The following is a 22,150-nucleotide window of genomic DNA, read 5'->3' as shown; positions in this document are numbered from 1 at the left end:
TTATGGGTATTGAAGAGAGCGCACCTCCGTTCATGCTGGGCATGGTCGAGGACTTCGTCGGCTTCATGCGGGCGGGATCCCTCTGGCCGGCCACCTTCGGCCTCGCCTGCTGCGCGATCGAGATGATGGCGACGGGCACCCCGCGCTTCGACATCTCGCGCATGGGCTCCGAGGTCTTCCGCGGCTCGCCGCGCCAGGCCGACATGATGATCGTCGCGGGCCGCGTGTCCAACAAGATGGCGCCCATCGTCCGCCAGGTCTACGACCAGATGGCCGAGCCCAAGTGGGTCCTCTCGATGGGCGTGTGCGCCTCGTCGGGCGGCATGTTCAACAACTACGCGATCGTCCAGGGGGTCGACCACGTGGTCCCCGTGGACATCTACCTGCCGGGCTGCCCGCCGCGCCCCGAGATGCTGCTCAACGCGCTCCTCGAGCTGCAGAAGCAGGTCCGCGAGACCCCCATGGGCCGCAACCGCCGCGAGATCGCCGCCGCCGCCGAGGCCGCCGCGCTCTCCGCGACCCCCACCTCCGACATGAAGGGTCTGCTGCGTTGAGCGAGTCCCAGGACCTCACCGGCACCGGCGACGCCCAGGGCGGCCTCCAGCCCGGCGAGCGCGAGACCATCACGCTGATCAACGTCCGCGAGGGCATGTTCGGCGCACAGGGCGACACCTCCGGCTACGACCTCCTGGTCGAGCCCGTGGAGATGCCCGGCGCCACCGAGCGCCCCTACGGCGAGTGGTTCGACGGCGTCGTGGACGTCCTCGAGGAGCTGCTCGGCGCGGACGCGGACGCGGCCATCGAGCACGTGGTGGTCGACCGCGGCGAGCTCACGCTGTACGTCGCGCGCGAGCACCTGCCCGCCGTCGCCCAGCACCTCCGCGACGACCAGGACCTCCGCTTCGAGATGTGCCTCGGCGTGTCCGGCGTCCACTACCCGGCGGACCAGGGCCGCGAGCTCCACGCCGTCTACCCGATGCAGTCCCTCACGCACAACCGCCGCCTCCGCGTCGAGGTCGCCGTGTCGGAGCAGGACCCGCACATCCCCTCCCTCACCGGCATCTACCCGATGAACAACTGGCACGAGCGCGAGACCTGGGACTTCTTCGGCATCGTGTTCGACGGCCACCCGTCGCTCGCCCGCATCGAGATGCCCGACGACTGGGTAGGCCACCCGCAGCGCAAGGACTACCCGCTCGGCGGCATCCCTGTGGAGTACAAGGGCGCGGAGATCCCCTCGCCCGACAACCGGAGGCAGTACCGATGACCCAGACTGCACCCCACGCGACCGGCGCGTTCGTCGAGGACCCCGACGCCCCCGAGTACAGCGCCTACGGCGGCGACTGGTCCGACATCGCGGACGAGGCCGCCCGCCTCGCGCAGCAGCGCATCGTGGTCAACATGGGCCCCCAGCACCCGTCCACCCACGGCGTGCTGCGCGTCATGCTCGAGCTCGAGGGCGAGGTGGTGACCGAGACCCGCGCCGGCATCGGCTACCTCCACACCGGCATCGAGAAGAACATGGAGTACCGCACCTGGACCCAGGGCGTGACCTTCTGCACCCGCATGGACTATGTCGCGTCCATGTCGCAGGAGGCCGTGTACTGCATGGGCATCGAGAAGCTGCTCGGAATCACGGACGACGTCCCCGAGCGCGCGAACATCCTGCGTGTGCTCATGCTCGAGCTCACCCGCATCGGCTCGCACCTCGTCGCCATCGGCACCGGCGGCAACGAGATGGGCGCGACCACGGTCATGACCACCGCGTTCATCGCGCGCGAGGACACGTTCCGCGTCATCGAGAACATCTCCGGCCTGCGCACCAACAACGCGTACATCCGCCCGGGCGGCGTCGCCCAGGACGCTCCCGAGGACGCCGTCGCGCTCATCCGCAAGGTGATCCCGCAGATCAAGCAGAAGCTCGACGAGCTCGCGGACCTCCAGCTCGAGAACCCGATCTTCAAGGGTCGCCTCAAGGGCGTCGCGAACCTCGACCTCGCGGGCTGCATGGCGCTGGGCATCACCGGCCCGATCCTGCGGTCCGCCGGCCTGCCGTACGACGTCCGCAAGGCGGACCCGTACTTCGGCTACGAGACCTACGACTTCCAGGTCCCCACCTCGACCGACGCCGACGCGTACTCGCGCGTGGTGCTGCGCCTCGAGGAGTGCTACGAGTCGCTCAAGATCGTCGCGCAGTGCGCCGACCGCCTCGAGCAGACCGAGGGCCAGCCCGTCATGGTCGCGGACAAGAAGATCGCGTGGCCCGCGCAGCTGTCCGTCGGCTCCGACGGCCAGGGCAACTCGCTCGACCACATCCGCCACATCATGGGCGAGTCGATGGAGTCGCTCATCCACCACTTCAAGCTCGTGACCGAGGGCTTCAAGGTCCCCGCGGGCCAGGTGTACTCGGCGATCGAGGGCCCCAAGGGCCTGCTCGGCGTCCACCTGGTGTCCGACGGCGGCACCAAGCCCTGGCGCGCGCACTTCCGTGACCCCGGATTCAACAACCTGCAGGCGCTGGGCATCCTCACCGAGGGTGGCCAGGTCGCCGATGTCGTGGTGGCGATCGCCACGATCGACATGGTGCTGGGAGGCGTCGACCGATGACCTATGACGAGACCACCCTCGTATCCCTGACCGAGGACGCGGCCGCGATCATCGCCCGCTACCCCGTCAAGCGCTCCGCGCTGCTGCCGATGCTGCACCTGGTGCAGTCCGTCGACGGCTTCGTGAGCCCCGACGGCATCCAGTTCTGCGCCGAGCAGCTCGAGCTGACCGCCGCCGAGGTGTCCGCCGTCGCGACGTTCTACACGCAGTACAAGCGCCGTCCCAACGGCGAGTACCAGGTGGGCGTCTGCACCAACACGCTGTGCGCCGTCATGGGCGGCGACCGCATCTGGGACGAGCTGTCCGAGCACGTGGGCGTGGGTCACGACGAGACCACCGAGGACGGGAAGATCACCCTCGAGCGTCTCGAGTGCAACGCCGCGTGCGACTACGCGCCCGTGATGATGGTCAACTGGGAGTTCTTCGACAACCAGACCCCCGAATCCGCCAAGCAGGTGGTCGACGACCTCCGCGCGGGCAAGGACGTCGCCCCGAGCCGCGGACCGGCGAAGGTGTGCTCGTTCACGCAGGTCTCGCGCGTGCTCGCGGGCTTCGAGGACGGCCGCGCGGACGAGGACCAGGGCGCCGGCACGGCGACCCTCGCGGGTCTCGAGGCCGCGAAGGGCCAGGGCTGGACGGAGGGCGCCAAGTGACCGCCACGCTGACCCCCGTGCTGAGCGCCACCTGGGGCTCGGACAAGTCGTGGAGCCTCGACACCTACACCGAGGCAGGCGGCTACGCGCCGCTCAAGAAGGCGCTCGGCATGGCACCAGGCGACCTGATCCAGGCCGTCAAGGACTCGGGCCTGCGCGGCCGCGGCGGCGCGGGCTTCCCCACCGGCATGAAGTGGGGCTTCCTGCCCCCGGACGACGGCGGGCCCCGCTACCTGGTGGTCAACGCCGACGAGTCCGAGCCCGGCACCTGCAAGGACATCCCCACGATGATGTCTGCGCCGCACCAGCTCATCGAGGGCGTCGCGATCACCTCCTTCGCGATCGGCTGCAACCACGCGTTCATCTACCTGCGCGGCGAGGTGGTCCACGTGTACCGCCGCCTGCTGCAGGCCGTGCGCGAGGCCTACGAGGCCGGCCACCTGGGCAAGAACATCCACGGCTCCGGCTTCGACCTCGACGTCACCGTGCACGCCGGCGCCGGCGCGTACATCTGCGGCGAGGAGACCGCGCTGCTCGACTCGCTCGAGGGACGCCGCGGCCAGCCGCGCCTCAAGCCCCCGTTCCCCGCGGTCGCCGGCCTCTACGCCCGCCCCACCGTGGTCAACAATGTCGAGTCGGTGGCCTCCGTGCCCGCGATCGTCGACAAGGGCGTGGAGTGGTTCACGGCCATGGGCACCGAGCGTTCGAAGGGCATGGGCCTGTTCTCGCTGTCGGGCCACGTCACCCGCCCCGGGCAGTACGAGGCGCCGCTCGGCATCACGCTGCGCGAGCTCCTCGAGCTCGCCGGCGGCATCCGCGAGGGCCACGAGCTCAAGTTCTGGACGCCCGGCGGCTCGTCGACCCCGATCTTCACGCAGGAGCACCTCGACACCCCGCTCGACTACGAGTCGGTGGGCGCCGCGGGATCCATGCTCGGTACGCGCGCGCTGCAGCTGTTCGACGAGACCACCTGCGTGGTGCGCGCCGTGACCCGATGGACCGAGTTCTACAAGCACGAGTCCTGCGGCAAGTGCACCCCCTGCCGCGAGGGCACCTACTGGCTGACCCAGATCCTCAAGCGCATCGAGGGCGGCCGCGGCACGCAGGCCGACATCCAGCAGCTGCTCGACACGTGCGACTCGATCGCCGGACGCTCGTTCTGCGCGCTCGGCGACGGCGCGACGTCGTCGATCATCAGCTCCGTCACGCTCTTCCGCGAGGAGTACGAGGCCCACGTCGAGCAGGGCGGCTGCCCGTTCGATCACGCGGCATCCGCGCTCTTCGACTACTCCGACACGCCCGCCACCGAGGAGGCGCACGCATGACCGCGACCGCGGACAAGCCGGCAGCGGCGGTGGTCGACACCGTCACCCTGACCATCGACGGCACCGAGGTCTCCGTGCCCAAGGGCACGCTCATCATCCGTGCCGCCGAGCAGGTGGGCATCGAGATCCCGCGCTTCTGCGACCACCCGGCCCTCAAGCCGGCCGGCGCATGCCGCCAGTGCCTGGTCGACGTCGCGTCGCCTGGCCCCGACGGCAACCTGCGTGCGTTCCCCAAGCCGCAGGCCTCGTGCACCATGACGGTCACCGAGGGCATGGTGGTGAACACGCAGCACACCTCCGAGGAAGCCGACCGCGCCCAGAAGGGTGTGATGGAGCTGCTGCTCATCAACCACCCCCTCGACTGCCCGGTGTGCGACAAGGGTGGCGAGTGCCCCCTGCAGAACCAGGCGATGAGCCACGGCCGGCCCGAGTCCCGCTTCGTGGACGTCAAGCGCGTCTTCGAGAAGCCGCTCGCGCTGAGCTCCGAGATCCTGCTCGACCGCGAGCGCTGCGTCCTGTGCCAGCGCTGCACCCGCTTCTCCAAGGAGATCGCGGGCGACGCGTTCATCGACCTGCAGAACCGCGGCGCGCAGCAGCAGATCGGCACGTTCGACGAGGACGTGCTCGACTTCGACGGCTACCGCCCCGTGGGCGCCGCCACGGTCGACGAGGCCGGCAAGGCCTTCTCCTCGTACTACTCCGGCAACACGGTCCAGATCTGCCCCGTGGGCGCCCTGACCTCCGCCGCGTACCGCTTCCGCTCGCGCCCGTTCGACCTCGTGTCCTCGCCGAGCATCTCCGAGCACGACTCGTCGGGCTCCGCCATCCGCATCGACCACCGTCGCGGCAAGATCCTCCGCCGCCTCGCGGACAACGACCCGGTGGTGAACGAGGACTGGATCTCCGACAAGGACCGCTTCGCGTTCGCGTGGCAGAACCTGTCCGACCGCCTCACCCGCCCCCTGGTCCGCAAGGACGGCGACCTGGTCGAGGTGTCGTGGCCCGAGGCGCTCGCCGCCGCGGCGGCCGGCATCAAGGCCGCCACCTCCGGTGAGGGCGACGATGCCCGGGGCGCCGCGGTCCTGACCGGCGGCCGGGTGACGCTCGAGGACGCGTACGCGTTCCAGAAGTTCGCGCGCGTGGTGCTCGGCACCAACGACGTCGACTCGCGTGCCCGCACCGGCAGCGACGAGGAGCAGGCGTTCCTCGGCTCGCAGGTCGCCGGCACCGGCCTGGGCGTCACCTTCGGCGAGCTCGAGAAGGCCCCCGCCGTCCTGCTGGTCGGCTTCGAGGCCGAGGACGAGGGCGGCGTGGTCTTCCTGCGCCTGCGCAAGTCGCTCGGCCGTCAGCAGATCGCCACGGTCGCGCCGTTCCTCACGCGCGGCGCCGAGAAGCTCGGCGCGACGCTCGTGCCGGCGGCCCCCGGCCGCGAGGCCGCGGCGCTGGCCGACCTTCCCGCGGACGTCCGCGAAGCCCTGGCCCAGCCCGGCGCTGTGGTCGTGCTCGGCGAGCGTGCCGCGGAGGCCCCCGGTGCGTTCGTCGCGGCCCTCGAGGTCGCATCGTCCACCGGTGCCCGCCTGGCGTGGATCCCGCGCCGCGCCGGCGAGCGCGGCGCCGTCGAAGCCGGCGCGCTGCCCGGGCTGCTGCCCGGCGGCCGCACCGCGGCCCTCAAGGCTCCCCGTGACGCCGTCGCCAAGGCCTGGGGCGTCGACTCGCTCCCCGCCGCGAAGGGTCGCGACACCGCCGGCATCCTCGCGGCGGCCGCCGAGGGCGCCATCGGCGCGCTCGTGGTCGGCGGCGTGAGCGCCTCCGACCTCACCGGCGACGTCGCCGCCGCGCTCGAGGGCGCCGGCTTCGTGGTGTCGCTCGAGGTGCGCCGTTCCGAGATCGCCGATGCCGCCGACGTGGTCCTGCCCGTCGCGCCGCCGTCGGAGAAGTCCGGCACGTTCGTCAACTGGGAGGGCCGCCTGCGTTCGTTCGCGACGGCGATCCGCACGGATGCGATGTCCGACCACCGCGTGCTCGACCTGCTCGCCCGCGAGTGGGGCGTCGAGCTCGGCACCGGCACCGTCGAGGCCGTCAACGCGGAGATCGCGGCCCTGGGCGCCGCGACCGACGCGGAGCGTCCCGCCGCCCCCAAGGCCAAGGCCGCCCGCAACCCGCGCGCCAAGAAGGGCACCGCGGTCCTCGCGACCTGGCACCAGCTGGTCGACGAGGGCGCGCTGCAGGACGGCGAGCCCTACCTCGCCGGCACCGGCCGCGTCGCCGTCGCCCGCATGTCCGCCGCGACCGCGGCCGCGCTCGGAGACGCCGTGAGCGTCGAGGTCTCCACGGAGGCCGGCGCGATCGAGCTGCCGCTCGTCGTCACCGACATGGTCGACGGCGTGGTGTGGGTGCCCGTGAAGTCCCCCGGCTCCTGGGTGGCGCGCGACCTGCGCGCGTCCGCCGGCGCCGTCGTCTCGGTGAAGGGAGCGGCGTGATGCACGTCCTCGCGTCCACGTCGGACGTCCCCGTCGCGGAGGCCCTGGCCGCCGACCCGCTGTGGCTGGTGATCGTCAAGGCCGTCCTCGTCGTCGTGTTCCTGCTGACGTCCGTGCTGTTCGCGGTGTGGTTCGAGCGCCGCGTGATCGGCCGCCTCCAGGAGCGTCCCGGCCCGAACCGCCTGGGTCCGTTCGGCCTGCTGCAGTCCGTCGCCGACGCGATGAAGCTGCTGTTCAAGGAGGACATCACCGTCCGCCGCTCGGAGAAGGCGCTGTACATCGCGGCGCCCATGATCTCGGTGTTCTGCGCGCTGCTGATCTTCTCCGTGATCCCCTTCGGGCCCGTCACGCACATCCCCGGCACGGACATGTCGACGCCGCTGCAGCTCACCGACTTCTCGGTCGCGGTGCTGTTCATCCTCGCGTGCGCCGCGCTCGGCGTGTACGGCATCGTGCTGGGCGGCTGGGCCTCCGGCTCGACGTACCCGCTCATGGGAGCCATCCGTTCGACCGCGCAGGTGATCTCCTACGAGCTCGCCATGGGCCTGTCGCTGGTGACCGTGTTCATGCTGTCGGGCACCATGAGCACCTCCGGGATCGTGGAGGCGCAGACCGACCGCTGGTGGATCTGGCCGCTGTTCCCGGCGTTCATCCTCTACGTCATCTCCATGGTCGGCGAGACCAACCGCCTGCCCTTCGACCTCCCCGAGGCCGAGGGTGAGCTGGTCGCCGGCTTCATGACCGAGTACTCGTCCATGAAGTTCGCGTGGTTCTTCCTCGCGGAGTACATGAACATGATCAACGTCTCCGCCGTCGCGTCGACGCTGTTCCTGGGCGGCTGGCGTGCGCCGTGGCCCGCGTCCTGGGCCGGTGCCGACTTCCTCAACAGCGGCATCTTCCCGCCCATCTGGCTGATCCTGAAGATCTGGCTGCTGATGTTCGTGTTCGTGTGGATCCGCGGCTCGGTGCTGCGCTTCCGCTACGACCAGTTCATGAAGTTCGGCTGGAAGATCCTCATCCCGGTGGGTCTGGGCTGGCTGGTGTTCTTCGCCGTCGGTCGCGCCACGTTCGACCACTTCGGTCGCGACCTCAACGTCTTCGACGCCGTCGCCGGAGTCATCGCGATCCTGCTGGTGGTCGCGGTGTGGAGCTTCATCTCCGACGCCGCGGCGAAGGACGAGGAGCCGCGCGAGGACGTCGAGCCCGAGGTGCTCGACGCGTTCGCCGGCGGCTACCCCGTGCCGCCGCTGCCGCACCAGGTGCTGCCCCCCTCCCCGCGCTCGGGCCGTACGGTCGAGGCGCATGTCGGTTCACGAGAGGAGGACTCCGAGTGAGCGGGTCCGACGAGGTCTGGAAGGTCAATCGCGAGCGCGATGCGCAGCGCGAGACCTTCGAGTCGAACCTCCCCAAGAAGGGACCGATCGGCGAGGCGCTCGCGCCCGTCGCCGGATTCGGCGTGTCCCTGCGCAACTTCTTCCGCCCCACCGTGACCGAGCAGTACCCCAAGGTCAAGGTGCCCACCATGCCGCGCTACCACGGCCGTCACCAGCTCAACCGTCACCCCGACGGACTTGAGAAGTGCATCGGCTGTGAGCTGTGCGCGTGGGCGTGCCCCGCGGACGCGATCTACGTCGAGGCGGACTCCAACACGCCCGACCACCAGGTCAGCCCCGGCGAGCGGTACGGCCGCGTCTACCAGATCAACTACCTGCGCTGCATCTTCTGCGGGCTGTGCATCGAGGCGTGCCCCACGCGCGCCCTCACGATGACGAACGAGTACGAGCTCGCGGGCCCCACCCGCGAGGGCCTGATCTACGAGAAGCAGGACCTGCTCGCGCCCCTGGGCAAGAACATGCTTGCGGCGCCGCACCCGATGGTGCCCGGCACCACCGACGGCTCGTACTACCGCGGCGAGGTCACCGAGCCCGTCGAGTCGCAGGTCGAGTGGGTGCGCGAGCACCGTCCCGAGGACCCGACGCTTCCCGAGAACAAGGAGGCAGCGGTCTGATGGTCAACGCCGCCATGTTCTGGATCATCGCCGCGATCACCGTGATCCCGGCGTTCTCTCTGCTGTTCGCCCGCAAGGCCGTCCACGTCGCGATGTCCGTGGTCCTCGTGATGGTGGGCCTCGCGGCCGCGTACGTCACGCTCGGCGCCCCGTTCCTCGGGATGGTGCAGATCGTCGTCTACACGGGCGCGGTCATGATGCTCTTCCTGTTCGTCCTCATGCTGGTCGGCGTCGACCAGCGCGAGGAGCTCAAGGAGACCATCAAGGGCCAGCGCTGGATCGGTCTCTTCACCGCGGCCGGCCTCGGCGCGTTCCTCGTGTCGATCGTGGTGCGGACCGTGCTGCCCGTCGCGCCCACGGGCGTGCAGGGCGAGCCCGACGTCATCGCGATCATGCTGTTCGAGAAGTACGTCCTCGTGATCGAGGTGCTCGGCTTCCTGCTCATCACCGCGGCCGTGGGTGCCCTGGTGCTCACGCACACGCCCCGCCTCAAGCCGCGCCGCACCCAGCTCGAGGTCCAGCGTGACCGCGTGCGCGTGGGCGCGGACCCGGTGAACAAGCCCATGCCGGGCGTCTACGCGCGCCACAACGCGCTCGATGTCCCCGCGCTCGACCCCGAGGGCCGACCCATCGAGCACTCGGTGTCCCGCGTGCTCAAGATCCGCAACCAGACGGTCGAGGGCGAGCAGTGGCGAGCCCAGCTCGAGGACCCGTCGCGCAAGGAGGGCGACCGCTGATGGACCCCATCAACTTCGTCATCCTCGCGAGCATCCTGTTCGCGATCGGCTCCGCGGCCGTGCTGCTGCGCCGCAACGCGATCATCGCGTTCATGGGCGTCGAGCTCATGCTCAACGCCGCGAACCTCGCGCTCGTCGCCTTCTCCCGCATCCACGGTGAGATCGACGGTCAGATCATGGCCTTCTTCGTCCTGGTGGTCGCGGCCGCCGAGGTCGTCGTGGGCCTCGCGATCATCATCGCCGTCTTCCGTGCGCGCCAGACCATCTCGCTCGACGAACCCGCTGAGCTGAAGGGCTGACCATGCTTGATCTCACCTGGCTTCTCATCGCCGTGCCCTTGGCGAGCAGCTTCGTGCTGCTCCTCGCGGGCAAGCGCGCCAACCCGTGGGGCCACTGGCTCGGCGTGGCCGCGTCGGGCACCGCGTTCGTGGTCGGCCTCCTCGCGTTCATCCAGATGCTCGGCCTCGACGAGCACGACCGCTCGCACGCGGTCCACCTGTTCTCCTGGATCCCTGGCGGCGAGCTCAACCTCGACGCCGGCCTCCTGGTCGACCCGCTGTCGATGACGTTCGTGCTGCTCGTGACCTTCGTGGGCACGCTCATCCACCTCTACTCGGTGGCGTACATGGAGCACGACCCGGACCGCCGCCGGTTCTTCGCGTACCTCAACCTGTTCGTGGCCGCGATGCTGCTGCTGGTGCTCGCGGACTCGTACCTCCTGCTGTTCGTCGGCTGGGAGGGCGTGGGCCTCGCCTCGTACCTGCTGATCGGCTTCTGGAACCACAAGCCCGAGTACGCGACTGCGGCCAACAAGGCGTTCGTGGTCAACCGCATCGGCGACATCGGCCTGATCCTCGCGATGGGCCTCATGTTCGCCTACCTGGGCGGGCTCGACTTCCAGACCGTGTTCGCGGCCGCACCCGAGGCCACCACCGCGCAGCTCACCGCGATCGGCCTCATGCTGCTCGTCGCCGCGTGCGGAAAGTCCGCGCAGTTCCCGCTGCAGTCCTGGCTGGGCGACGCGATGGCCGGACCGACGCCGGTGTCCGCGCTCATCCACGCCGCCACCATGGTCACCGCCGGCGTCTACCTCATCGTGCGCTCCGCACCCGTGTTCGAGGGCGCCCCCGCCGCGCAGACCACGGTCGCCGCGATCGGCGCGTTCACGCTGATCCTGGGCGCCGTCATCGGCATGGCGAAGGACGACATCAAGAAGGCGCTCGCCGCCTCGACGATGTCGCAGATCGGATACATGATGCTGGCCGCGGGCCTGGGGCCCATCGGCTACGCGTTCGCGATCTTCCACCTCGTCACGCACGGCTTCTTCAAGGCAGGCATGTTCCTCGGCGCCGGTTCCGTCATGCACGGCATGTCGGACCAGGTCGACATGCGCCGCTTCGGTGCGCTGCGCACCGCGATGGTCACCACCTGGGTCACGTTCGGCCTGGGCTGGCTCGCGATCCTGGGCGTCCCGCCGTTCTCCGGCTTCTGGTCGAAGGACAAGATCATCGAGGCCGCGTTCGTGGGCGAGGGCGCGCAGCCCTGGATCCTCGGCGGTGCCGCGCTGATCGGCGCGGGCCTCACGGCGTTCTACATGTCGCGGCTCTTCTTCATGACGTTCCACGGCAAGGCGCGCTGGACCGACGGTCAGCACCCGCACGAGTCGCCCGCGCTCATGACGGTGCCGATGATCATCCTCGCGGTCGGCTCCGCCTTCCTGGGCCTCTTCCTCGCGATGGGCGACCGCTTCAGCACCTGGCTGGAGCCGGTCACCGGCCACGCCGAGCACCACGAGCCCGTCCTGCCGGTGCCGGTCATCATGGTCGCGACGCTGCTGCTGGTCGCCGTCGGTGCGTGGATCGCGTGGCGCAAGTACGGTGCCGCGGACGTGCCGGAGACCGCCCCCGCGGCCTCGCTGGCCACCATCGCCGCGCGCAACGACATGTTCCAGGACTCGGTCAACCGGGGCGTGTTCGAGCGTCCCGGCACCCACCTCACCCGCACGCTCGTGTACGCCGACGCCGCGATCGTCGACGGCGCGGTGGACAAGACCGCCCACGGCTTCGCCCGTACCGGCGAGTCCGTGCGCAAGACGCAGAACGGCCAGGTGCGCTCGTACGCGCTGACCATGCTGGTGGGCCTTGTCATCGTCATCCTCGTCGTGGTGCAGGGGGGTCTCTAAACCATGTTCCCGATCCTTTCCGTCATGGTGGCGCTGCCCGCGCTCGGCGCCGTCCTGCTCTGGGCGCTGCCCGGCGGGGCGCGCGTTCGAGTGCGGGAGATCGCGCTCGCCATCACCGGAATCGAGCTGGTGCTCGCCGTCGTGCTGTTCCTTCAGTTCGACACCGGCGCCGCCGGCACCATCCAGTTCTCCGAGGTCTACTCGTGGATCCCGCAGATCGGCACCAGCTGGGCGCTCGGCGTCAACGGCATCGGCCTGCTGATGATCGTGCTGTCCGCGCTGCTGACCCCGCTGGCGATCCTCGCCGGCTGGTGGGAGGACAAGGACCCCGCCCGCCGCACGCACTACCTCGCGCTGATCCTGCTGAGCGAGGCGTTCATGATCGGCATCTTCGCCGCCCGTGACGTCTTCCTCTTCTACGTCCTGTTCGAGGCGATGCTCATCCCGCTGTACTTCCTCATCGGCTCGTTCGGCGGCGGCCAGCGCCGCTACGCCGCGGTGAAGTTCCTGCTGTACTCGCTCGCGGGCGGCCTGATCATGCTGGTCGGCGTGGTGGCCCTCTACTTCCAGGGCCCGGGCGGCGAGCAGGCGTTCCTCACGGACAACCTCACCCACCTGCCGATGTCGACCACCGCCGAGCGGCTGATCTTCCTCGCGTTCTTCCTCGCGTTCGCGATCAAGGCGCCCATGGTGCCGGTGCACACGTGGCTGCCGACGGTCGCGGAGACGGCCCGCCCGGGCACCACCGCGCTGCTGGTCGCCGTGCTCGACAAGATCGGCACCTTCGGCATGCTGACGCTCTGCGTCGCGCTGTTCCCCGAGGCCGCGCAGTGGGCGGCCCCGGTGATCATCGTGTTCGCGGTCATCTCGGTGATCTACGGTGCGCTCCTCGCGATCGGCCAGAAGGACATGCTGCGTCTGGTGGCGTTCACCTCGGTGAGCCACTTCGGCATCATGGTGCTGGGCATCTTCGCGTTCACCCAGACCTCCGTCGAGGGCGCCGCGTTCTACATGTTCAACCACGGCCTGTCGACCGGCGCGCTGTTCTTCGTGGTCGGCTTCCTCATCCACCGCTACGGCACCGCGGACGTGACGGCGTACGGCGGTCTCCAGCGCATCGTCCCCGTCTTCGCGGGCACGTTCCTGGTGATCGGCCTCAGCGCGCTCGCGCTGCCTGGTCTGTCGCCGTTCGTCTCCGAGATCATGGTGCTCATCGGCGCGTTCTCCGTGGCGAAGGTCGCGGTCATCGTCTCCGCGGTGGGCGTGGTGCTCGCGGCGCTGTACGTGCTGCTCACCTACCAGAAGGTCTTCACGGGTCCCGCCCCCGAGGGTCGCAAGAAGGTCCGCGAGCTCACGCGTCGCGAGCGCGTGGTGCTGTGGCCGCTTGTCGCGCTCATGCTGGTGCTCGGCTTCCTGCCCGGCATCGCGATCGACACGCTGCGTGAGCCCTCGGCCGACATCGTGGCCACCGTTTCCACCGAGGAGGCAGGTCAGTGAGCTTCACGACCCCCGAGATCGCCTGGGCGCCGCTCGCGCCCGTCATCATCGTGCTCGGCGCCGCCGCGGTCGCGATCCTGCTCGAGTCCTTCCTCCGGTCCCCGGAGACGCGCCGCAAGGTGCAGCTCGGCGTCTCCCTGGTCGCGCTGATCGCCGCGGCCGGTACGGCCATCGCCCAATGGGCGGCGCTCGAGGGCGCGGGCACGGTGGTGCTCGACGGCATGCTCACGGTCGACCGCCAGTCGCTGGCGTGGCAGGTCCTCATCGCCGTGTTCGGCACGCTCGGCGCGCTCCTGTTCGCGGCGCGCACCCGCGCGGGCGAGGAGGCGTTCACGCCGCTCGGCTCGGTCGCACCCGGCTCCACGGAGGAGACCCTCGCGCGCCGCAAGGGCCTGCAGGTGACCGAGGTGTTCCCGCTCGCGCTGTTCGCGGTGGGCGGCATGATGCTCTTCACCTCGGTGACGGACCTCATCTTCCTGTTCGTCGCGCTCGAGGTGTTCTCGCTGCCGCTGTACATCCTGGTCGCGCTCGCGCGCCGCCGTCGTTTCCTCTCTCACGAGGGCGCCCTGAAGTACTTCCTGCTCGGCGCCTTCTCCTCCGCGATCCTGCTGTTCGGCGCCGCCTTCCTGTACGGCGCCACCGGCTCGACCTCGTACGCGGGCATCGCGGCGGGCGTCGCCTCGGTCACGGGCGTGGACGCGCTCGTGCTCGCAGGCGCCGTCATGGTCGTGGTGGGTCTGCTGTTCAAGATCGGCGCCGTCCCGTTCCACTCGTGGACGCCCGACGCCTACCAGGGTGCCCCGACGCCGGTCACGGCGTTCATGGCGGCCGCGACCAAGGCCGCCGCCACCGCGGCGCTGCTGCGCGTCGCCTACGAGGCCTTCCACGGCCTCGAGTGGGAGCTGTCCTGGCTGTTCTGGGCCGTCGCGATCGCCTCGATGGTGCTGGGCACCGTGGTCGCGCTCGTCCAGACCGAGCTCAAGCGCATGCTGGCGTACTCGTCGGTCGCGCACGCGGGATTCATCCTGGTCGCGTTCGCGGGCTTCCCCGACGGCGCGCTGTCCGCGCTGCCGTTCTACCTCGCGTCCTACGGCGTCGCGACGCTCGGCGCGTTCGCGGTCATCACGCAGGTCCGGGAGAAGGCCGAGGACGGCACCGTGCTGGGCGAGGCCACCCGCCTCGGCCAGTGGGCCGGCCTGGGCAAGCGTTCCCCGTGGCTCGCGGGCGCGATGGCGCTGTTCCTGCTGTCGTTCGCCGGCATCCCGCTCACCGCGGGCTTCGTGGGCAAGTTCGTGGCGTTCGCCGCCGCGATCTCCGAGGGCGGCTGGCCGCTCGTGCTCATCGCCGTCATCGCCTCTGCCGCTGCCGCGTTCTTCTACGTCCGCCTCATCGTGCTGATGTTCCTCACGGACGTGCCGGACGGCCAGGAGGACGCGATCGAGATCGACCACAGCCCGCTCGCGCGCGTGGTCGTGATCGTCGCGGTCGCGGCGGTGCTGCTGCTCGGCATCGTCCCCGGCCCGGTGCTCGCGGCGTTCGAGAACGCCGGCGTGCTGCTCCTGGGAGCGGCGGGCTAGCCGATGGCATCGCTGTCGATCGGGAACACCGAGCTCGAGGCGGAGCTCCAGCCTCGCTTCGAGCTCGTGGAGGAGAGGCTCCGGGACGCCGTCGCGCAGTCGGACAAGCTCGCCGACGCGACGTCCCGCCACCTGGTGAACGCCGGCGGCAAGCGCCTGCGCCCGCTGCTCGCGCTGCTGTGCGCGCAGCTGGGCGACGGCGCGAGGCCCGAGGTGCTCGACGCCGCCGTGGTGGTCGAGCTCACCCACCTGGCGACGCTCTATCACGACGACGTCATGGACTCCGCGCCCACCCGCCGCGGCGCGCCCGCCGCGCACGAGGTGTGGGGCAACTCCGTCGCGATCCTCACCGGCGACCTGCTGTTCGCGCGCGCCTCGACCGTGGTCGCGGGTCTGGGCCCGCAGGCGGTGCGGATCCAGGCCGAGACGTTCGAGCGCCTGTGCCTGGGGCAGCTCCACGAGACCGTGGGCCCCGCCGAGGACGACGACCCGATCGCCTTCTACCTCCAGGTCCTCGCCGACAAGACCGCGTCGCTCATCGCGACGTCCGCGCGCCTGGGCGCGATGTTCGGCGGTTGCCCGCCCAGCATCGTCCAACAGGTCACCGCGTACGGCGAGGCCGCCGGCGTCGCCTTCCAGCTCGCCGACGACGTCATCGACATCCGCTCCGATGCCGCCACCACCGGCAAGACCCCCGGCACGGACCTCCGCGAGGGCGTCCCGACCATGCCGGTGCTGCTGCTGCGCCGCCGCATCGCGGCGGGGGAGGGCACGGCGGACGACGTGACGCTGCTCGCCGACATCGACGGCGACCTGACGGACGATGCAGCGCTCGCCTCCGTGGTCGAGCGTCTGGCCGCGCACGTGGTGGTCGACGAGACCGCCACTCTTGCACGCGCGTGGGCGCAGCAGGCGAAGGACGCGGTCGCGGCGCTGCCCGAGGGCGACGTGCGCGACTCCTTGATGGCCTTCGCGGACGCCCTCGTGGCCCGCGCGGCCTGACCGCGACCCACCCCCGCGCCCCCGGCACCATCCGCGCTCGCCGCCGGGCTCCACACGGATTCTGCAACTGCACCCTCCCTGGTCGGGAGATGCGACGCGAGTGGCAGCGCGAGAGCGCTCCCGACCGGGCACGCGTGTGGAGCGCGGTCGAGTGCGAGCGGCAGCGCCGCCCCTAGACCGGCTCGGTGACCTCGCCGGACACGGCCGCCTGCGAATCACGCACCTTCGACCGCGCCCGCCACGAGTCCACCGTGATGAGCACCAGCGCCACCCACACGAGTGCGAAGCCCGCCCACCGGGCCGGCGGCATGGGCTCGTGGAAGTGCCAGACCGCCAGCGCGAACGTCATGGTCGGCGCGATGTACTGCAGCAGCCCCGAGATGTTGAGCGGCAGCCTCCGTGCACCCGCCGCGAAGATCAGCAGCGCGCCCGCGGTCCAGGTCCCGGTGGTGAGCATGAGGGCGTCGTGCCACCCGCCCAGCCCCTCGGCGCCGCGCGCGAACAGAGTGGCCTCCCCGGACGCCCACACGAGCCCCAGCACGCCGATCGCGACCGGCAGCTGCACCGCAGTCTCGACGGTCAGCCCGGTGAGCGCGTCGACCTTGTGCCCCACGTCCTTCTTGATGAACGAGTAGACCGCGAACGACACCGCGAGCACCAGCGAGATCCACGGCAGGCCGCCCATCTCGACGGCCAGCACCACGACGGCGAGCGCCGCGACCCCGATCGCGACCAGCTGGAGCCGCCGCAGCCGCTCACCCAGCAGCACCACGCCAAGCGCGACGGTCAGCAGGGGGTTGATGTAATAGCCGAGCGAGGTCTGCGCGACGCGGTCGGTGACGACTGCGTAGACCATGACGCCCCAGTTCACCGCGATCACGAGCGACGCGAGCGCCAGGCGCGCGAGCACCCGGCGGTCCTTCACCACGGAGACGATGCGCGCCCACCCGCGCACGAACGGCACGATCGCGAGGCACACCGCCAGCGAGGAGATCGATCGCCACGCGACTATCTCGAGCGCACCGGCCGGCTCGAGCGCCGCCATGAACAGGGGGAACAGCCCCCAGATGAAGTACGCGGTGGCGCCGTACGCGAGGCCGCGGCGGTCGAGGGTGGGGGTCACCACCCGATTCTCCCAGAGGCTGGCCCCCGCTCAGCAGGGCCAGTGCTCCGCGGGTGGCACCTGGAACGGCCCCCTTCTCAGTCTGCCGCCGCGATCCATGCGAGCATCCACGCGCGCGAGTCGCCGTCGTCGATCGCGGTGTCGGGCAGGGCGATCGCCGCCCTCCACGCCGCCGCCCGTTCCTCGTCGCCGGCGAGGGCGCGATACATGAGCAGATAGTCGGCGAACTGGCCGGGCGTCGCAGCACCCCACGCCTCCGCGGCCGTCGCGACGATCCGCTCGTCGGGCACGGTGTCGAGGTACGCCATCGCGGCCGGCTGGCCGGGGATCAGCTGGATCCCGAGCATCGCCGAGGGCTCCGCGCTGAACCAGGTCGCGTAGTCGCGCTTCGCGCCCCACTGGATCGCCACGATCCCGTGGGGATACTCGGGGAAGGGCGCGAGGTCCGGAGCGAGCCACAGTCGCGTCGCGGCCTCCGCCTCCGCGGACAGCATCCATCGCGCGGAGGCGCCTAGCGCATCGTCCCCCCGCAGGTCCGCCCACAGCGCGACCGCGTTCCAGGCGAGCACGGCCTCCGAGCTCGACTCCTGGTTGTTGCCGTCCGCGAACGGGCTGAGCCCCGACGCCCACGAGTGCCCCTCCACCGGGTCGAACACCCGACGCACGGGGAACGCGTCCGAGGTCCCCGGTGCCGCGATGTCCTCGGCGACCAGGTCCATGACGGGCCCGATGCGCTCCGCGAGGTCAGGATCGCGCGCTCCGGCGATGGCCGCCGCGTAGAGGAGGTAGCCGTAGTGGAAGTGGTGGTCGTTGAACTGCTCCGAGCCGAACGCAGGCGCGAGACCCACCACGCCTCGCAGCGTCGCGTCGTACGTGAAGCAGCGCTCGGCGCGCTCGTCGCATCCGGAGGCCTGTCCCCACAGGTCGAGCTGCTCCTCGAGGGTCCCCGCGACCTGCTCTGCGTAGGCGTCCTCCCCCAGAGCGTCCGCGAGCTGCAGCAGGTTCGCGAGCCGGTAGAGCGCCTTGGCGCCGAAGTACGTGTCCGCGGGCAGCTCGGGCTCGGCGCCGGCGTCCGCGGCGAGCGCCGCCGTGATCGCGTCGCGCTCGGGGTCCGTGATGCCGGACAGGTCCAGCGCGGCGGCCGGATCGGTGCGAGGCACGTCCCAGGAGACGGACGATGCGGCGCACACCTCGTACTGTCCGGCGATGGTCGCGTACGAGCCGAGCCCGCAGTCGAGCCCGCCCGCGCGCGCGGCGGGCACCGCGACGACAGTCGGCTCCGGCGCATAGCTCACCGTGGTGGTGGCGACCTCGCCGAGCGCATAGGAGGCGTCCGCGCCGCGCGCGATCGGGCCCAGCGCCGCGGCGAAGGCGGTCGCGGACCCGCCGTCCGGCACCGCGAAGATCTGCGCCGCGCCACCGGGGTCGATGTCGAGCGTCGTGCCGTCGACGCTCGCGCGGTCCAGCGCGATCCCGTAGGTGGTCGTTCCCACGGTCGCGGTCGCCACCGCGTCGCCCGCGAGTGCGAACGGCACCGACAGTGTCGCCGTGCCGCCGCCGTCGGAGGAGACCGCGACCACCGGGACTCCCTGCGCCAGCGTCACCTGGGCGGGCCCGGTGGCGAGCGTCACGGCGACCGGGGTGGCCTCGACCACCTCGCCCGCGCCCGAGGCGCCGTCGAAGGTCACCGTGACGTCCGCGACCGCGGGCGCGAGGATCGCGTTCTCCTGCGGATCCGGGCGCGTCAGGCCCATCGTGAAACCGCCGTCGACCGTCTGGAACGAGAGCGGCTTGGGGAACACGGGCAGGCCTGGGTCGCCGAAGGCCAGCGCCGAGTACCAGCGGTTGGTCGGGGGCACCACGCCCTCCGCCACGCGCGTCGGGACGGTCTGCGCGCTCGCGGTCGGCAGGATGGCGGGATCGGGTCCGTCGACGCGGGTCGCCGGACCCGCGGTCGTAGCGACGCTCACCGGGTCATCCGGCGCACCGGTGCAACCCGCGATCGCGAGCACGCCCGCGGTCAGCGCCGCCATCACGGCTCGCCTCACAGGCCCACCTTGCGGGCGAGGTCGCCGAGCGCATCGGTCACCCCCGCCAGAGGTCCATCGTCGCGCAGGTGCAGCGTCGCCTCCACAGGCGTCCCCGACTTCATCAGCGCACCCTCCGGGTTGTCGACCAGGTCGTCCGAGTCGATCCGCACGGTCACCACCGCTGCGCCCTCGACCGTCTCGACGGACAGGTCGGTCACCGAGCCCGCGAGCACGGAGTCGTCCGGCAGTCGTAGCTCGACCATCGCGTCGTCCCCGATGCGTCCGAAGTCGCGGGGCGACAGCACGAACTCGGCCTCGGTGTAGAGGCTGTCGCGCTCATCGATCGCCGCGATGACGGACCCGGTGCCTGCGAAGCTGCCCACATCCGCCGTGATGTCCTCGACCGCGCCGCCGATCGCGGCGCGGACCGTCACCGTGCCGTCCTTGCCGAGCGAACCGGGCACCGCCTCGAGCAGGCCTTGCCGGATGTCGCGGGCGAGGATCGGGCTGTCGATCGCGAAGAGCTTCGCACCCTTGGTGACGCGCTCGCCCTCCTCGACGAACCGCCGTACCACCAGGCCGCCGTAGTCCGTGCCGACGTCGTACCGCGCGGCCTTGATGCTCGCGGTCGAGCTCACCACCTCGGACTGGCGCCGGTTGAACAGGATGGTCGCCGCGGCGACCACCAGCAGCACCGCGATCACGCCCATGACCAGCTTGAGCCGGTTGCCCCACGTCATGACGCGAGCTCGCGGCGGGCACGGCGGCCGAGCATCACAGGCGCGTCAGAACGGACGATGCCGGAGGGGGCATCGGCGCGCGGCGCGGGCTCGCGCGCGACGGTACGGAGCGGCGTGGGCGGTGTGGGAGGCGAGGCGGGTGCGGTCGGTGCGGTGGCACGCAACGGCGTGGGCGGAGCGGGGACGCGTGGCGCGGGCACCGGCTCGTCCGCGGGAGCCGACGGTGCGCCGACCGCCACCAGCACGGGCGCGAGCACGCGCTGCCGCTCGGGCGCAGGGGTCGGTGCGGGTGCGGGTGCGGCGACCACCGGTGCACGGGTCACAGGCGCGGGTACCGCGACCGGGCGAGGGACGCGGACGGGGGTGGGCACGGCCACGGGTGCGGCGACGCGCTCCGGTAGCGGCTCGGGCGCGACGTCCGGCTCGAGCATCGGGGCGGTGACCGGCGTCCACGGGGTGGGGGCGGGCGCCACGGGTCGCGCCTGACGAGCGGCGATCGCCGCGGCGACCTCGACCGGACGCGCGATCACGACCGCAGGCATGGAGGGCTCCTCGGCGGCATCGACGCGGGCCGGCGCGAGGTTGCGTCCCTTGCGCAGCGCCCGCGCCTCGCGGCGAGCCGCCATGAGGAACGCGCCGAGGATCAGCGTGTTGGTGAGGTTCCATGCCGTCGCCAGGGTCACCACGCCGTTGTCCCAGTCCCTCCACACCGCCACCACCGACGTGAGCGCGAGGAAGAGGAAGAACAGCACCTGCGGCACGATGAAGTTGAACGGCGAGCCCGCCTTGGTGCTACCGGTCGAGGTCCAGCCCACGTCCCGCTGCGTCATCGCGTTGACGAGCGCCTTGAGGTAGATCGGGAAGGACACGGTGGCGAGCGTCAGCGTCTGCCAGCGGAACGTGCCGAGCGTGAACCACGCGAGCCCGATCTGCATGACGTAGAAGCCGGCGTAGAACACCAGCCACGTGGTCACCGAGATCGAGAGCGCCATGGGGCGCAGGTCGAAGTAGATCTCGAGCGGCGGCACCACCAGGAGGAGCAGCGGCGTGATGCCGGTGAGGTAGAACGTCGCCGTCACGAAGTACTGGATCCGCTGGTCCGCCGTGAGGGTCCGGCGCGGGCTCAGCGGGTTGTGCGTGAGGAGGATCTCGAACCCGCCGGTCGCCCAGCGCAGCTGCTGCTTCGCGTACGCCTCCACGGTGTCGGGGGCGTCGCCGATCGCGAGCACGGTCGGGATGAACACCGTCCGCCAGCCGCGCTCGTGCATGAGCAGCGACGTCCACACGTCCTCCGACTTCGAGTCCGTGTAGATGCCGCCGACGTCCTCGACCGCGGTGCGGCGGAACACCACGTTCGTGCCCACGCAGAACGCCGCGTTGAAGCGGTTCCGTCCCGGCTGCACGAACCGGTAGAACACCGTCTGCATGTAGCCGGCGCCCTTCGCGATCGTGGTGTGGAGGTTGCCGTACGTCTGCGGCGTCTGCACGAATGCGACCTGCGCGTCCGCGAAGAACGGCACCGTCTCGAGCAGGAAACGGGGGTCGGGCACGAAGTCCGCGTCGAAGACGGCGAAGAACTCGCCCTTGGCGAGCGTGAGCGCGTGGTTGATGTTGCCCGCCTTGGCGCCGCTGTTGCCGAGACGCCGGACGTAGCGCGCGCCCAGCTGGGCGGCGACCTCGCGTACGTCGTCGGAGTCGCCGTCGTCGAGCACCCACGTCCGGTGCCGCCCGTCCATCGCGAGGGCGCCGACGATGGTGCGGCGCACCACCTCCAGCGGCTCCCCGTACACGGTGATGAACACGTCGACGGTGATCCTCCTGCCGCCGAGCTGGAGGGGCCATTCCGTCGGGTCGCCGGTGATCGAGCGCCCGAACAGCGCGTCGCGCGCCTGGTGGAAGGCGAAGTCCCTCGGGTCGACCGTCCCGGCGAGGATGGTCCACATCGACAGCAGCGCGTGGAACACCAGTACCGATTCCGCCGAGATCACCAGCAGCCACGGGATCACGTCGCCGCGGTTCGCGGGGTTGAGGAGGAAGAACGAGTACCCGAGGATGCCGATGGTCGCGAGGATCACCAGCAGCGTCATGACGGGAGACGGCCCGGCCGTCCGTGCGGGCGCCGCGACGGGCGTGTGGAAGGGTGCGTCTGCGGGTGATCGCACGATCTGCTCCTGTCGTCACGCGCGCGT

17 protein-coding genes and 1 pseudogene are annotated in these 22,150 nt (G+C 70.9%); 14 read left to right on the top strand and 4 right to left on the bottom strand.

What is annotated here, in order from left to right; all coding sequences use genetic code 11:
- The first annotated feature begins 2 nt into the window (after positions 1-2).
- The 14 genes and pseudogenes from AOM01_RS12620 (at position 3) to AOM01_RS12555 (ending at position 16,068) form a co-directional block, all read left to right on the top strand.
- Positions 3-554: an NADH-quinone oxidoreductase subunit B gene (locus AOM01_RS12620; protein ID WP_062294151.1), complete on the top strand. Its 552-nt coding sequence runs from the start codon at positions 3-5 to the stop codon at positions 552-554.
- Positions 551-1,267, top strand: a complete 717-nt coding sequence (locus AOM01_RS12615; RefSeq protein ID WP_082110239.1) for an NADH-quinone oxidoreductase subunit C — start codon at positions 551-553, stop codon at positions 1,265-1,267. Before AOM01_RS12620 ends, AOM01_RS12615 begins: the two co-directional genes overlap by 4 nt.
- Positions 1,264-2,607 carry an NADH-quinone oxidoreductase subunit D gene (locus AOM01_RS12610; RefSeq protein ID WP_062294149.1) on the top strand — a complete coding sequence of 448 codons (1,344 nt, stop codon included), beginning with the start codon at positions 1,264-1,266 and terminating at the stop codon, positions 2,605-2,607. Before AOM01_RS12615 ends, AOM01_RS12610 begins: the two co-directional genes overlap by 4 nt.
- Positions 2,604-3,245, top strand: a pseudogene (nuoE, locus tag AOM01_RS12605) (NADH-quinone oxidoreductase subunit NuoE); the annotation flags it as partial. The gene AOM01_RS12610 and the pseudogene nuoE, both read left to right, overlap by 4 nt.
- A gap of 11 nt (positions 3,246-3,256) precedes the next feature.
- Positions 3,257-4,585, top strand: coding sequence for an NADH-quinone oxidoreductase subunit NuoF (nuoF, locus tag AOM01_RS12600; RefSeq protein WP_062294146.1), 1,329 nt, complete (start codon positions 3,257-3,259; stop codon positions 4,583-4,585).
- Entirely contained in the window at positions 4,582-7,065 is a 2,484-nt protein-coding gene (locus AOM01_RS12595) for an NADH-quinone oxidoreductase subunit G (protein WP_062294144.1), read from the top strand. The genes nuoF and AOM01_RS12595 overlap by 4 nt, the downstream gene beginning before the upstream one ends.
- The gene (gene nuoH, locus AOM01_RS12590; RefSeq protein ID WP_062294142.1) at positions 7,065-8,399 is read left to right on the top strand and encodes an NADH-quinone oxidoreductase subunit NuoH; all 1,335 of its coding nucleotides are present in this window, start codon (positions 7,065-7,067) and stop codon (positions 8,397-8,399) included. The genes AOM01_RS12595 and nuoH overlap by 1 nt, the downstream gene beginning before the upstream one ends.
- 86 nt (positions 8,400-8,485) lie before the next feature.
- Positions 8,486-9,073 carry an NADH-quinone oxidoreductase subunit NuoI gene (gene nuoI / locus AOM01_RS12585; protein ID WP_228374307.1) on the top strand — a complete coding sequence of 196 codons (588 nt, stop codon included), beginning with the start codon at positions 8,486-8,488 and terminating at the stop codon, positions 9,071-9,073.
- Positions 9,073-9,810, top strand: coding sequence for an NADH-quinone oxidoreductase subunit J (locus tag AOM01_RS12580; protein ID WP_062294138.1), 738 nt, complete (start codon positions 9,073-9,075; stop codon positions 9,808-9,810). The genes nuoI and AOM01_RS12580 overlap by 1 nt, the downstream gene beginning before the upstream one ends.
- Entirely contained in the window at positions 9,810-10,109 is a 300-nt protein-coding gene (nuoK, locus tag AOM01_RS12575) for an NADH-quinone oxidoreductase subunit NuoK (RefSeq protein ID WP_062294135.1), read from the top strand. The genes AOM01_RS12580 and nuoK overlap by 1 nt, the downstream gene beginning before the upstream one ends.
- Positions 10,110-10,111: 2 nt before the next feature.
- Positions 10,112-11,992: an NADH-quinone oxidoreductase subunit L gene (nuoL, locus tag AOM01_RS12570; protein ID WP_062294132.1), complete on the top strand. Its 1,881-nt coding sequence runs from the start codon at positions 10,112-10,114 to the stop codon at positions 11,990-11,992.
- Between the two features lie 3 nt (positions 11,993-11,995).
- Positions 11,996-13,489: an NADH-quinone oxidoreductase subunit M gene (locus AOM01_RS12565; RefSeq protein WP_062294128.1), complete on the top strand. Its 1,494-nt coding sequence runs from the start codon at positions 11,996-11,998 to the stop codon at positions 13,487-13,489.
- Positions 13,486-15,066 carry an NADH-quinone oxidoreductase subunit NuoN gene (gene nuoN / locus AOM01_RS12560; protein WP_062294127.1) on the top strand — a complete coding sequence of 527 codons (1,581 nt, stop codon included), beginning with the start codon at positions 13,486-13,488 and terminating at the stop codon, positions 15,064-15,066. Before AOM01_RS12565 ends, nuoN begins: the two co-directional genes overlap by 4 nt.
- Before the next feature lie 3 nt (positions 15,067-15,069).
- The gene (locus AOM01_RS12555; RefSeq protein ID WP_062294124.1) at positions 15,070-16,068 is read left to right on the top strand and encodes a polyprenyl synthetase family protein; all 999 of its coding nucleotides are present in this window, start codon (positions 15,070-15,072) and stop codon (positions 16,066-16,068) included.
- Between the two features lie 172 nt (positions 16,069-16,240).
- Here the strand turns inward: AOM01_RS12555 and rarD are convergent, their stop codons facing one another.
- From rarD to AOM01_RS12535, 4 genes are all read right to left on the bottom strand, one after another.
- On the bottom strand, positions 16,241-17,191 hold the full coding sequence (gene rarD / locus AOM01_RS12550) for an EamA family transporter RarD (RefSeq protein ID WP_062294255.1): 951 nt from the start codon (positions 17,189-17,191) through the stop codon (positions 16,241-16,243).
- Between the two features lie 77 nt (positions 17,192-17,268).
- Positions 17,269-19,239: a glycosyl hydrolase gene (locus tag AOM01_RS12545; protein ID WP_156155971.1), complete on the bottom strand. Its 1,971-nt coding sequence runs from the start codon at positions 19,237-19,239 to the stop codon at positions 17,269-17,271.
- Positions 19,236-19,961: an HlyD family secretion protein gene (locus AOM01_RS12540; protein ID WP_062294117.1), complete on the bottom strand. Its 726-nt coding sequence runs from the start codon at positions 19,959-19,961 to the stop codon at positions 19,236-19,238. Before AOM01_RS12540 ends, AOM01_RS12545 begins: the two co-directional genes overlap by 4 nt.
- The gene (locus AOM01_RS12535) at positions 19,958-22,123 is read right to left on the bottom strand and encodes a glycosyltransferase family 2 protein (protein WP_228374304.1); all 2,166 of its coding nucleotides are present in this window, start codon (positions 22,121-22,123) and stop codon (positions 19,958-19,960) included. Before AOM01_RS12535 ends, AOM01_RS12540 begins: the two co-directional genes overlap by 4 nt.
- Between the last annotated feature and the right edge of the window lie 27 nt (positions 22,124-22,150).

Source organism: Demequina phytophila (genome assembly GCF_000971135.1).
GTDB lineage: Bacteria > Actinomycetota > Actinomycetes > Actinomycetales > Demequinaceae > Demequina > Demequina phytophila.
Note: the sequence above shows the minus strand (reverse complement) of the source record. Positions and strands in the feature narration are given on the sequence as shown.

Excerpts from the sequence above, each read along its gene's own strand:
- nuoH (WP_062294142.1), top strand. The coding sequence starts at position 7,065 with ATGCACGTCCTCGCGTCCACGTCGGACGTCCCCGTCGCGGAGGCCCTG.
- AOM01_RS12580 (WP_062294138.1), top strand. The coding sequence starts at position 9,073 with ATGGTCAACGCCGCCATGTTCTGGATCATCGCCGCGATCACCGTGATC.
- nuoK (WP_062294135.1), top strand. The coding sequence starts at position 9,810 with ATGGACCCCATCAACTTCGTCATCCTCGCGAGCATCCTGTTCGCGATC.
- AOM01_RS12565 (WP_062294128.1), top strand. The coding sequence starts at position 11,996 with ATGTTCCCGATCCTTTCCGTCATGGTGGCGCTGCCCGCGCTCGGCGCC.
- AOM01_RS12540 (WP_062294117.1), bottom strand. The coding sequence starts at position 19,961 with ATGACGTGGGGCAACCGGCTCAAGCTGGTCATGGGCGTGATCGCGGTG.
- AOM01_RS12595 (WP_062294144.1), top strand. The coding sequence starts at position 4,582 with ATGACCGCGACCGCGGACAAGCCGGCAGCGGCGGTGGTCGACACCGTC.
- AOM01_RS12610 (WP_062294149.1), top strand. The coding sequence starts at position 1,264 with ATGACCCAGACTGCACCCCACGCGACCGGCGCGTTCGTCGAGGACCCC.
- AOM01_RS12620 (WP_062294151.1), top strand. The coding sequence starts at position 3 with ATGGGTATTGAAGAGAGCGCACCTCCGTTCATGCTGGGCATGGTCGAG.
- AOM01_RS12555 (WP_062294124.1), top strand. The coding sequence starts at position 15,070 with ATGGCATCGCTGTCGATCGGGAACACCGAGCTCGAGGCGGAGCTCCAG.
- nuoL (WP_062294132.1), top strand. The coding sequence starts at position 10,112 with ATGCTTGATCTCACCTGGCTTCTCATCGCCGTGCCCTTGGCGAGCAGC.